Consider the following 11,640-nt stretch of genomic DNA (forward strand, 5'->3'; position numbering starts at 1 on the left):
CTCAGGCCGGGGGCGGCACGTCGCGCAGGCTCCCCGGGGGCACGGCGACCCCGGTGCCCTGCACGCTGCCGACCAGACGCGGCCCCACGACGGCATCGGGCGCGACGGCGCCCTGCTCGTCGCCGGTCTCCTCCTCGGCCGAGGAGGTCGGCGGGGCGTCGTGCAGCACGGTGGTGCCGAGCACCTCGCGCATCCGGTCGGCGGCCAGGGCTCCGTGCCTCAGCACGACCGGCTCCGGGCCCGTGCAGTCCACGATGGTGGAAGCGGCCCCGGCGGTGCGGGGACCGCCGTCGAGGTAGAGCGCGACCGCACCGCCGAGCTGCTCCTGCGCCTCGACCGCCGTGGTCGCGGCCGGCCGCCCGGTGACGTTGGCACTGGTCACCGCCAGCGGACCCACCTCGGCCAGCAGCGCGAGCGCGACCTCGTCGTCCGGCATGCGCAGGGCCACCGTGCCGTTGGTCTCCCCCAGGTCCCAGGCCAGCGAGGGCTGCGCCTTCAGCACGAGGGTCAGCGAGCCGGGCCAGAACTGCCTCATGAGGATCCTGGCGTACATCGGCACGGAGGTCGCCAGCCCGTCCACCGTGCGCGCGCTCGGCACCAGCACCGGCGGGGGCATCTCCCGGCCGCGGTGCTTGGCCGCCAGGACCATCGCCACGGCCACCTCGTCGAAGGCGTCGGCCCCCACGCCGTAGACGGTGTCCGTGGGGAGCACGACGATGCGCCCCCCGCGCACGACCTCTGCCGCCTTCTGGACGGCCTCGTCCCGGCTCTCCGGGTCACCCGCTGCAACGATCACGCCGCACAGTCTCGCACTCCGGCGACCTCGGTGGGACCCTGCCCGTATGCCGTCGCTGACCGACCTCACGCTCCGCGCCGAGGACGTGCTCGCGCTGGCCGACCGCCCCGCCGGCGAGCCCCTCGTGCTGACCCGCTGCGACCTGTCGGGAGTGCGTGCGGCGGGCGTCGACCTCGACGCGGCCGTGCTGGTCGGCTGCACCCTGGACGACGCCGACCTCCGTGGCGCCCGGCTGGCAGGGTCCCGGTGGGAGGGAGGCTCGGCCCGGGCCGTGCTGCTCGAGGACGCCGACCTCGGAGACGCCGTCCTCGAGGGGGTGGACCTGGCCGAGGCGGTGCTGCGCCGCGCACTGCTGACCGACGCCGTCCTGCGCGGCTGCCGCCTGGTGGGCGTGGTGGCCGACGGCACCCGCGGGCTGGGGGTGTCGCTCGTGGGCTGCAACGCCTACGGCGCCGACCTCACCGGCATGTCGCTGCACGGCAGGGACCTGAGCCGCACCCGGTTCACCGAGGCGAACCTCTCCGGCGCCGACCTGCGGGGGGCGGTGATGCAGGGATGCACCCTGCTGCACACGGAGCTGTTGGACGCCCGGTTCGACGGCACCGACCTGCGCGGCGCAGACCTGGGGCCGGTCGACGCCGCACGCGCCGCGGCCTGGCGCGGGGCCGTCGTCTCGTCCAGCCAGGCGGTGGCCATCGCCGAGGACCTCGTGGGGGTGGTGGTGACGGACGGGTGATGGTGACACACCGGCGCAACCCAGGTCGTCCCAAGATGCGAGAGGCCGGCAAGCCACTACCATGGATGACGACCACGACGCCGGGACCACCACCCCGGCGTCTTTCCCTGACCGAAGGAGAACACCATGCGCGGAAGCTCGACCATCTGGACCATCGTCGGAGTCCTGCTGATCATCGCCCTCGTCGTGTGGCTCATCAGCGCACTCTGACCCCACCCTCGACACCAGGCTCCCCCTGAGCAGGCACCGCCGCTCGGGGGGAGCTCTGCGTCCGGTGGGCCTCAGCCGCCCGCGCGCACGGCTCGGGCCACCCGCGGACGCCCCGTGAGGTCGTCGTGGTCGGCGACCTCACGCCATACCCCCGCCGAGCGCAGGGCGCGGGTGAGCGCCTCCCGCTGCACCTCCGCGTGCTCCATGAGCAGGACCCCTCCGGGGCGCAGCAGCACGGCCGCGCGTGCGGCGACGGCCCGGGGGATCGCCAGACCGTCGGCGCTGCCGCCGTAGAGCGCCAGCTCGGGGTCGTGGTCACGCACCTCGGGGTCCACCGGCACGGCTCCGAGCGGGATGTACGGCGGGTTGCAGGTCACCAGGTCGACGGTGCCGAGCAGGTCGTCCCCTGCGGTCCGGGCGTCGCCCTGGCGCAGGCCGACCTCCAGCCCGCTGCGAGCCACGTTCTCGCCCGCCCAGGCGAGCGCGTGCTCCGACAGCTCGACGGCGAGCACCTCCGCCCCGGGCACGCGTGCCTTGAGCGCGAGGGCGACGGCCCCGCAGCCGGTGCACAGGTCGACCACGACGGGGGCGTCGGCCCCCCGCAGTGCCTCCACGCCCAGGGTGACCAGCAGCTCGGTCTCGGGGCGCGGCACGAAGACGCCCGGACCCACGGCCAGCTCCAGACCGGCGAAGGACACGGTGCCCGTGAGGTGCTGTAGCGGCACCCGCCGTGCGCGCTCGTCGACCAGCGGTCCGTAGGCCACGAGCACGCTGTCCGGGACCCGCCGGCCGAGCAGGGCCAGCCGCTGCAGCTCAGCACGGTTGGTGCCCGCCGCATGGGCCAGCAGGAGCTCGGCGTCCACCCGGGCGCTCACCACCCCGGCGTCGCGCAACCGTGCCGCCGCCTGCCGCAGGGTCTGCTCCACCGTGCGCTCCTCGTCGGCGCTCAGGTGCCCTCTCCCGCCAGCAGTGCCAGGCGTGCCGCCTCGTCGGTCTCGAGCGCCGACTGCACCACCGGGTCGAGGTCGCCGTCGAGCACCTGGTCCAGGTTGTAGGCCTTGAAGCCGGTGCGGTGGTCGGCCACCCGGTTCTCGGGGTAGTTGTAGGTGCGGATCCGCTCGCTGCGGTCCACCGTGCGGATCTGGCTGCGCCGTTGCTCCGAAGCCTGGGCGTCGGCCTCGTCGACGGCGAGCTGGTGCAGCCTGGCCCGCAGGACGCGCAGCGCGGACTCCTTGTTCTGCAGCTGCGACTTCTCGTTCTGGCAGGAGACCACGAGGCCGGTCGGGAGGTGGGTGATGCGCACCGCCGAGTCGGTGGTGTTGACCGACTGCCCGCCCGGGCCGCTGGAGCGGAAGACGTCGATCCTGAGGTCGGCAGGGTGCAGCCGGACCTCCTCTGGGTCCTCGACCTCGGGCAGCACCAGCACGCCCGCCGCCGAGGTGTGGATCCGTCCCTGGCTCTCGGTCACCGGCACCCGCTGCACCCGGTGCACGCCCCCCTCGTACCTCAGCCGCGCCCAGGGGGCCTCCCCCGGGCCGGGCACGCCGGACGCCTGGACGGCGATCCGGATGTCCTTGTAGCCGCCGAGGTCCGACGCGGTGGCGTCGAGCACCTGCACGCGCCAGCCGCGCCGCTCGGCGTAGCGCAGGTACATCCGCACCAGGTCGGCCGCGAACAGCGCCGACTCGGCACCCCCCTCCCCCGCCTTGACCTCGAGGATCGCGTCACGGTCGTCGTCGGGGTCACGCGGCACCAGCAGGCGACGCAGCCGGTCGGCCGCGTCGGCCTCGGCGGCCACCAGCCCGGGCAGCTCCTCGGCGAAGGCGGGGTCCTCCTGGGCCAGCTCACGGGCGGCACCCAGGTCGGCGACGGCTGCCTGCCACTGCCGGTACGCCGTCACGGTGGGGGTGAGCGCGGCATACCGTTTCGTGAGACGGCGGTAGGCCGCCGGGTCGTCGTGGATGCCGGGGTCGGCGAGCCGTTCCTCGATCTCGGTGAGCTCGGCGACGAGGGCGGCGGCCGAGTCGTCCATGCGTGGCTCCTGGGCGGGCATCGTGGTGGAGGGCGACCGACAGCGACGCCGGCTCCGGCACCGGGGACGGTGCTGGAGCCGGCGTGCGAGGTCCTACTGCGCAGCCTTCTTGCCGTAGCGCTCCTGGAAGCGGGCCACGCGGCCACCGGTGTCCAGGATCTTCTGCTTGCCGGTGTAGAAGGGGTGGCACTGGGAGCAGACGTCGGCGTTGATCCTGCCGCTCGTCGCGGTGCTGCGGGTGGTGAAGGTCGCACCGCAGCTGCAGGTCACCTGGGTCTCGACGTACTCCGGGTGGATGTTCTTCTTCACGTGTTCTCCTCGGGTGGCGGGTGTCCCCCGGGTCGGTCGGCGGACGCCGTGGACCGTGAACCGGTGGGCCAACGGACCATGATGCCAGCCGGTGGCGCTCTCCTCCAAGTCGGCCGGCTCAGCCGTTCTGCGGGAACCCGAGGTTGAGCCCGCCGTGGCTGGGGTCCGGCCAGCGGGCGGTCACGACCTTCCCACGGGTGAAGAAGTGCACCCCCTCCGTGCCGTGGGCGTGGGAGTCGCCGAACAGGCTGTTCTTCCACCCCCCGAAGGAGTAGTAGGAGACGGGGACGGGGATCGGCACGTTGATGCCGACCATGCCGACCTCGACCTCGTGCTGGAAACGACGGGCCGCTCCCCCGTCGTGGGTGAAGATCGCGGTGCCGTTGCCGTAGGGGTTGGCGTTGATGAGCTCCAGGCCCTCGTCGTAGCTGTGCACGCGGACGACGGACAGGACCGGGCCGAAGATCTCGTCCGTGTAGACCGACATCTCGGGAGTCACCCGGTCGAAGAGCGTGGGCGCCAGGAAGAACCCGGCGCCGTCGGCGTCGTAGTGACCCTGCCTGCCGTCCACCACCAGCTCGGCGCCGTCCTGCACCCCGGCCTCGACGTAGGACAGGACCTTGGCGCGGTGCGCGCCGGTGACCAGCGGCCCCATGTCGCAGCCCCGGGTGCCGTCCCCGGTGCGCAGGCCCTGCATGCGCTCGGCGACCTTCGCCACCAGCTCGTCCGCGACGGCGTCGACGACGACCAGGGCCGAGATCGCCATACAGCGCTCCCCGGCAGACCCGAAGCCTGCGTTGACGGCAGCGTCGGCGGCCAGGTCGAGGTCGGCGTCGGGCAGGACCAGCATGTGGTTCTTGGCGCCGCCGAGAGCCTGGACCCGCTTGCCGTGTGCGGTGCCCGTCTCGTAGACATCACGCGCGACCGGGGTCGACCCGACGAAGGAGACCGCCTTGACGTCGGGGTGGGTCAGCAGCGCGTCGACCGCCTCCTTGTCCCCCTGGACGACGTTCATGATGCCGTCGGGCAGGCCCGCCTCGCGCCAGAGCTCGGCCACTGCCAGCACCGCAGAGGGGTCCTTCTCGCTGGGCTTGACGACGACCGCGTTGCCGCACGCGACCGCCACGGGGACGAACCACAGCGGGACCATGGCCGGGAAGTTGAACGGGCTGATGACGGCGACGACGCCGAGCGACTGCCGGATCGAGTAGACGTCGACGTCCGTCGAGGCGTTCTCGGAGAACCCTCCCTTGAGCAGGTGCGGGATGCCGCAGGCGAACTCCGCCACCTCCAGGCCGCGGGTGACCTCCCCCACCGCGTCGGACAGGACCTTGCCGTGCTCTGCCGTGATGAGGGCGGCGATGCGCTCCTTGTCCCGGTGCAGCAGCTCGCGGAAGGCGAAGAGGACCTGGCTGCGCCGTGAGAGCGAGACGTCCGCCCAGGAGCTGCGCCAGGCGTCCCGGGCTCCGGTGACCACCTCGTCCACGAGGTCGGCCGAGGCCAGGTCGACCAGGCCGGTGACCTCACCCGTGGCGGGGTTGAAGACCTCGCTGGTGCGCGCCGCCCGTCCCTCCCACGGCGAGCCTGCGACGAGGTGGGTGATCCGGGCGGGTGAGCTGGGCATCTGCTGGTCTCCTCGGGTATGACGTGGGCAGGCGTCGGCGGGCGCTCCTCGCCAGGTGCCCCTGAGGTCACCCTAGCCGACGAGATCCTCGGCGAAGTGCGCCACAGACGACGGATGGCGTCGTCCGACGAGAGCCGGGCGACGCCATCCGTTGAGGTCAGGGCAGTGAGGAGTCAGTCCTCGTCGTCGAGTCTGATCGACGAGGTCTGCTGCACCTGGGTCAGGAACTCGAAGTTGTTGCGGGTCTTGCGGAGGCGGTCGAGCAGCAGCTCGATCCCCTGCTGGGAGTCCAGTGCCGAGAGGACCCTACGCAGCTTCCAGACGATCTTGAGCTCCTCGCCAGACATCAGGATCTCCTCGCGGCGCGTGCCGGAGGGGTTGAGGTCGACGGCGGGGAAGATGCGACGGTCCGCCAGCTGGCGCGACAGGCGCAGCTCCATGTTGCCGGTGCCCTTGAACTCCTCGAAGATCACCTCGTCCATCTTCGAGCCCGTCTCGACCAGAGCCGTGGCCAGGATGGTCAGCGAGCCCCCGTGCTCGATGTTGCGCGCCGCGCCGAAGAACCGCTTCGGCGGGTAGAGCGCGCTGGAGTCGACACCTCCGGAGAGGATCCGCCCGCTGGCGGGTGCCGCCAGGTTGTACGCACGACCCAGGCGGGTGATCGAGTCGAGCAGGACCACGACGTCGCCACCCATCTCGACGAGGCGCTTGGCACGCTCGATGGCGAGCTCGGCCACCGTGGTGTGGTCCTCTGCGGGACGGTCGAAGGTGGAGGCGATGACCTCGCCCTTCACCGTGCGCTGCATGTCGGTGACCTCCTCCGGGCGCTCGTCCACCAGGACGATCATGAGGTGCACCTCGGGGTTGTTGGTCGTGATCGCGTTGGCGATCGACTGCAGCACCAGGGTCTTGCCGGCCTTGGGGGGCGAGACGATCAGGCCGCGCTGCCCCTTGCCGATCGGGGCGACGAGGTCGATGATCCGTGTCGTCAGGTTCTTCTGGTCCGTCTCCAGGCGAAGACGGTCCTGCGGGTACAGCGGGGTGAGCTTGCCGAACTCGGGCCGCTGCCGCGCCTGGTCGGGGGTCATGCCGTTGACGGAGTCCAGACGCACCAGGGCGTTGAACTTCTCGCGGTTGCGCCCCACGGTCTGCTGCGGCTCACCGTCCTTCGGTGCCTTGATGGCACCGACGACGGCGTCGCCCTTGCGCATGTTGTTCTTGCGGACCATGCCCATCGGGACGTAGATGTCGGTCGGGCCGGGCAGGTAGCCGGTCGTGCGGATGAACCCGTAGTTGTCCAGCACGTCCAGGACGCCGGCCACCGGCACGAGCACGTCCTCGTCGGTGTAGGTCTCCTGCTGCTCGTCCTGGTAGCCCTCGCCACCGCGGCCCCCCTGGCCGCCCCCGGAGGAACGACCGCGCTTGCGGTCCCGACCGCGCTGACGGTTGCGTCGGCGACCCCGTCCACCCCGCTCGTCGTCGTCGAACTGGCCACCCTGAGCGTTGCCGCCCTGGTTCGGGCCGCTGTCACGCTGCTGTCCACCGTCACGGTCACGCTGCTGCTGGCTACCGTCACCCTGCTGGCCGTTGTCACGGTCACGCTGCTTCTCGCCACCGTCACGGTCACGCTGCTGGCCACCGTCACGGTCACGCTGCTTCTCGCCACCGTCACGGTCACGCTGCTGGCCACCGTCACGGTCACGCTGCTGGCCACCGTCACGGTCACGCTGCTTCTCGCCACCGTCACGCTGCTTCTCGCCACCGTCACGCTGCTTCTCGCCACCGTCACGCTGCTTCTCGCGGCCGCTGCGGGCTTCGCCGGACTCTGCCCGAGCCGGCTCGCCCTGCCCACCCTGAGGCTCTCCCTGGGCGGCGCCGGCGCGGCGCGAGCGACGCGGCGTCTGCTGCTGGGTCTCTCCGCCGTCCTCGGGCGCGGCCGACGCGGCCTGCGCAGAGGTGGTGGTGTCGGCCTGCTTGGGGGCGCGTGCCGCTGCGGCCCCGCCCCTGGCCTGCCGGATGGCGGACACGAGGTCGGCCTTCCGCATCCCCCGGGACACGGGGATCCCCATGGTGCCGGCGAGGTCCTGCAGCTCCGCCAGGCGCATGGCACTCAGCGCGCCGGTCCTGGTCGTGGCCTCGGCGTTGGTGGTGTCAGTCACTAAGGATTCCTTCCCCCGCGTGTTGCTCCGGCTGAACCGGTAGGTGGGGTCTCATCGGGATCAGCGCGGTTGCGCTGGTGGGATAGCCCAGGTCCTTGGCCGCTCCCGTGCACAGCACAGAGGGTGACAGCACAGACCGACGACGTCGGAGCCATGGGCATTGCCTGCGGACCCAACTCAGGACGGGGGCGAAACTCCACCGATGTGGGCTCTCCCGCGAGGCACAGTCACTCTAGCACCCACAGATGTGGGCGGTGGCACACGCCCGGCCCGTGTGGCGGCTCAGGACCGCCGGGACGTCAGTGCAGCGCCGCGACCCGACGGGCGGCCTGGACAATGTCCCCGAGCACGGCTGACGCGGTCTCGTCACCACCGGCGCCCGCACCGTGCAGGCGCAGCGCACCGGCGGACTCCGCCTCGATCACCACCGCGTTGCGCCCCTCCCGGGTCTGGGCGAAGGGATGGTCGGCGGCCAGCATCACCGGACGGACGGCCAGCTCCACCCGCGGCTGCGCAGCCGGTCCCGACGACCAGGCCGACGCGATGAGCTTGATGACCTGACCGGTCCCCCGTGCCTGCTCGAAGTCGGCGTCCGTGAGCCGGGTGATCCCCTCACGCTGCACGTCCTCGAGAGTCACGTCGACCCCCCAGGCGGTGCGCGCCAGGATCACGATCTTGGCCGCCGCGTCCAGACCCTCGAGGTCCTCGGCGGGATCCGCCTCGAGGTAGCCCAGTCGGCCGGCCCGCTCCAGCGCCTCCTGGAAGGGGACCCCGAGTCGGGCCACGAGGTCGAGGATGTAGTTGGTGGACCCGTTGACGATGCCCGAGATCGAGGTGACCTGGTCTCCGGCCAGCGCCTCCCGCACCACGCGCAGCACGGGCACCGCAGCGACCACCGCGGCCTCGTAGTCGAGGCCGACACCGTGCTGGGCGGCCATCCGGTGCAGGGCGAGGCCGTGGTGGGCGATGAGCTGCTTGTTCGCCGTGACCACCTGGGAGCCGCCGGCCATGGCGCGCTCGATGAGGCTGCGCGCCGGCTCCATACCTCCCATCAGCTCGACCACGACGTCCGCACCGTCGACGACCGACTCGGCGTCCTCGGTGAGAAGGCTGCTCGGCACTCCGGGCAGGTCGCGTGCCCGTGACACGTCCCGCACGGCGATGCCCGTCAGGGTGAGCGGCCGTCCGGCGCGCTGCGCGAAGAGCTCGGCGCGCTCGACGGCGCGCCGAGCCACGGCGGCCCCGACGGTGCCGCAGCCGAGAAGTGCGACCGTGATGGGTGCGTCGGTCATCGGGTGTCCTTCGTCCGGGGTCGTGGTCACATGCGCTCCGGTGCACCGACACCGAGCAGGTGCAGCCCGTTGGCGAGCACCTGCCTGGTGGCGTCGTTGAGCCAGAGACGGCTGCGGTGCAGGTCGGTGATCTCCTCCGTGGCCTCCACCGGCCGGACGCGGCACTCGTCGTACCACTTGTGGTACCGACCGGCGAGGTCCTCCAGGTAGCGCGCCACCCGGTGCGGCTCACGGAGGGTGGCCGCCTGGGCCACGACTCGTGGGAAGTCCCCGAGCACGGCAAGCAGGGCGGACTCGGTCTCGTGCCCGAGCAGGGAGGGGTCGAACCCGTCGTCCCGGGAGACCCCGTCCTCTGCCGCCAGCCGGGCGACGTTGCAGGTGCGCGCGTGGGCGTACTGCACGTAGAACACCGGGTTGTCGTTGCTGCGCCGACGCAGCTCCTCGCCGTCGAGGTCCAGCGGGCTGTCGGCCGGGAAACGGGCCAGCGAGTAGCGCACCGGGTCGGAGCCGATCCACTCGATCAGCTCGGAGAGGAAGAGCGCGTTGCCACGCCGGCGGCCCATCCGCTCACCGCGGATGTTGATGAGCTGACCGATCAGGATCTCGATGTGACGAGCCGGGTCGTCCCCGGCACAGGCGGCGATCGCCTTGAGCCGGTTGACATAGCCGTGGTGGTCCGCCCCGAGCATGTAGATCTTGGCGGGGAAGCCGCGGTCCTTCTTGCTGAGGTAGTAGGCGGCGTCGGCAGCGAAGTAGGTCGGCTCGCCGGTGGCACGGATGAGCACCCGGTCGCGGTCGTCACCGAAGTCGGTGGTGCGCAGCCAGACCGCACCATCGGCGTCGAAGACGTGACCCTGTTCGCGGAGCCGGCCCACCGCGTCCGCCACGGCACCGGAGTCGTGTAGCGACCTCTCCGAGAACCACACGTCGAAGTGCACGTTGAAGGCGTCGAGGGTGTCCTTGTTCTGCTGCAGCTGGAGCGCGCACCCGCGCTCCCGCGCCACCGCGACCGCCTCGTCCGATGAGAGCTGCAGAAGGTCGGGGTGCTCGGCGAGGACCAGCCGGGCGAGCTCGTCGACGTACTCCCCGCCGTATCCCCCCTCGGGCGTCTCCTCACCGCGGGCGGCGGCCAGGATCGAGGCGCCCAGCCGGTCGAGCTGCGCGCCTGCGTCGTTGGTGTAGTGCTCGGCCGTGACGTCGGCCCCGCTGGCGGCCAGGAGGCGGTGCAGGGCGTCGCCCAGGGCGGCCCACCGGGTGTGCCCGATGTGCAGGGGCCCGGTGGGGTTGGCCGACACGAACTCCAGGTTGACGACCTCGCCGGCCAGGGTGTCGTTGGAGCCGTATGACGTGCCCGCCTCGACGATCGACCTCGCCAGCTCACCGGCGCTGGCCGCCTCGAGGGTGATGTTGAGGAAGCCGGGGCCGGCCACGTCCACGGCCGCCACGCCCTCGACGGCCCGTAGCCGCTCGGCGAGAAGGTCGGCGACCTCGCGCGGCGGCATACCGGCGGCCTTGGCGAGCTGCAGGGCGATGTTGGTCGACCAGTCCCCGTGCTCGCGGCTGCGGGGTCGCTCCACACGGATCTCGGCCGGGGCGGCGACGTCGAGGTCACCGTCCGTGACGGCCTGCTCGAGGGCGGTCCGGATGGCAGCGGCAAGTTGCTCGGGAGTCACCCGCGGCAGTCTAGTGTCGTGCCGCCAGGTCGCCGTGGTCGTGGTCACCGGCCCGTGACTGCTAGAGTTTCGCGCTGTTGCCCCCGTAGCTCAGGGGATAGAGCACCGCCCTCCGGAGGCGGGAGCGCAGGTTCGAATCCTGCCGGGGGCGCAACCGCATCGCGGCAGCAGGTGTGTCGTGCTCTCACGCACGCCAGTTGTGTTCCAGCACGGACTCTCTCGTACTCTGCCTCCCATGACTGACTCACGGGTCACGCCCCTGGTGACGGCGACGGCCGCGGCCGTCGCGGCCCTCGCCGTCGTGTGGACGCTCCGTGGCCGGTCGGTGTCCCAGGGCCAGGCCCGGGCCTCCATGGAGCGCGCCCGTCGTGCCACCCGAGGGCGGTCGGAGGGGCACGCCGACGGGGCTGCCCAGGCCCGCCTGCTGACCCTCCACCCCAGGGTCGGTGGAGCGCTGGCCACCGTCGAGGTCCGCAACGACAGTGAGGCGTCGTTCACCGACCTCGAGGTGCGCGCTGCTCATCTCCTGATGTCAGACGTGCCGGACGGCTACACCTACGACCTCACGGCCGGACACACCCTGGCCTCGCTCGAGCCACGGGGGATACACACGGTGGTGGCGACCTTCCGCGACGCCACCGGTGCGGCCGTGGAGCCGCACGGCATGCAGCCCTCCCTCGAGGTCGCGTACACCGACGCCCACGGCGTCCGCTGGCGCCGCCTCGCCGGCGCTCCGCCTCGCCGCGACCCCTGACCGGCGCCGCCCGTCGGCACCGCCCACCGCGGTCGGCCGAAGGAGTGACCCCGCC

At 72.1% G+C, this 11,640-nt stretch carries 10 protein-coding genes and 1 tRNA gene; 3 read left to right on the forward strand and 8 right to left on the reverse strand.

Features of this window, described 5'->3' with window-relative positions; all coding sequences use genetic code 11:
* Nucleotide 1: 1 nt before the first annotated feature.
* Nucleotides 2-796, reverse strand: coding sequence for an L-threonylcarbamoyladenylate synthase (locus tag LVO85_RS01825; RefSeq protein ID WP_232745695.1), 795 nt, complete (start codon nucleotides 794-796; stop codon nucleotides 2-4).
* Between the two features lie 46 nt (nucleotides 797-842).
* Between LVO85_RS01825 and LVO85_RS01830 the strand changes: the two genes are divergently transcribed.
* A complete protein-coding gene (locus LVO85_RS01830; protein WP_232745696.1) occupies nucleotides 843-1,532 on the forward strand; it encodes a pentapeptide repeat-containing protein in 690 nt (229 codons plus the stop codon).
* A gap of 281 nt (nucleotides 1,533-1,813) precedes the next feature.
* Here the strand turns inward: LVO85_RS01830 and prmC are convergent, their stop codons facing one another.
* The 7 genes from prmC to LVO85_RS01865 all read right to left on the reverse strand — a co-directional run bounded on the left by prmC (nucleotide 1,814) and on the right by LVO85_RS01865 (nucleotide 10,831).
* The gene (gene prmC / locus LVO85_RS01835) at nucleotides 1,814-2,668 is read right to left on the reverse strand and encodes a peptide chain release factor N(5)-glutamine methyltransferase (RefSeq protein ID WP_232745697.1); all 855 of its coding nucleotides are present in this window, start codon (nucleotides 2,666-2,668) and stop codon (nucleotides 1,814-1,816) included.
* A 20-nt stretch (nucleotides 2,669-2,688) separates the two neighbouring features.
* The gene (gene prfA, locus LVO85_RS01840) at nucleotides 2,689-3,774 is read right to left on the reverse strand and encodes a peptide chain release factor 1 (RefSeq protein ID WP_232745698.1); all 1,086 of its coding nucleotides are present in this window, start codon (nucleotides 3,772-3,774) and stop codon (nucleotides 2,689-2,691) included.
* Nucleotides 3,775-3,867: 93 nt separating this feature from the next.
* Nucleotides 3,868-4,083 carry a 50S ribosomal protein L31 gene (rpmE, locus tag LVO85_RS01845; RefSeq protein ID WP_232745699.1) on the reverse strand — a complete coding sequence of 72 codons (216 nt, stop codon included), beginning with the start codon at nucleotides 4,081-4,083 and terminating at the stop codon, nucleotides 3,868-3,870.
* Nucleotides 4,084-4,201: 118 nt separating this feature from the next.
* Nucleotides 4,202-5,707, reverse strand: a complete 1,506-nt coding sequence (locus LVO85_RS01850; RefSeq protein WP_232745700.1) for a CoA-acylating methylmalonate-semialdehyde dehydrogenase — start codon at nucleotides 5,705-5,707, stop codon at nucleotides 4,202-4,204.
* 173 nt (nucleotides 5,708-5,880) lie between these two features.
* Nucleotides 5,881-7,866 (reverse strand): transcription termination factor Rho, encoded by a 1,986-nt coding sequence (gene rho, locus LVO85_RS01855; RefSeq protein WP_332875392.1) that lies wholly within the window; start codon nucleotides 7,864-7,866, stop codon nucleotides 5,881-5,883.
* A gap of 299 nt (nucleotides 7,867-8,165) precedes the next feature.
* On the reverse strand, nucleotides 8,166-9,158 hold the full coding sequence (locus LVO85_RS01860) for a homoserine dehydrogenase (RefSeq protein WP_232745701.1): 993 nt from the start codon (nucleotides 9,156-9,158) through the stop codon (nucleotides 8,166-8,168).
* A 26-nt stretch (nucleotides 9,159-9,184) separates the two neighbouring features.
* A complete protein-coding gene (locus LVO85_RS01865) occupies nucleotides 9,185-10,831 on the reverse strand; it encodes an arginine--tRNA ligase (protein WP_232745702.1) in 1,647 nt (548 codons plus the stop codon).
* A 79-nt stretch (nucleotides 10,832-10,910) separates the two neighbouring features.
* Between LVO85_RS01865 and LVO85_RS01870 the strand changes: the two genes are divergently transcribed.
* Together LVO85_RS01870 and LVO85_RS01875 are read left to right on the forward strand one after the other, a co-directional pair.
* A tRNA-Arg gene (locus LVO85_RS01870) sits at nucleotides 10,911-10,982 on the forward strand.
* Nucleotides 10,983-11,066: 84 nt separating this feature from the next.
* Entirely contained in the window at nucleotides 11,067-11,585 is a 519-nt protein-coding gene (locus tag LVO85_RS01875; protein WP_232745703.1) for a hypothetical protein, read from the forward strand.
* The last annotated feature ends 55 nt before the right edge of the window (nucleotides 11,586-11,640 follow it).

The sequence above is a fragment of the Ornithinimicrobium sediminis genome (assembly GCF_021272345.1).
Classification (GTDB): Bacteria; Actinomycetota; Actinomycetes; order Actinomycetales; family Dermatophilaceae; genus Ornithinicoccus; species Ornithinicoccus sediminis_B.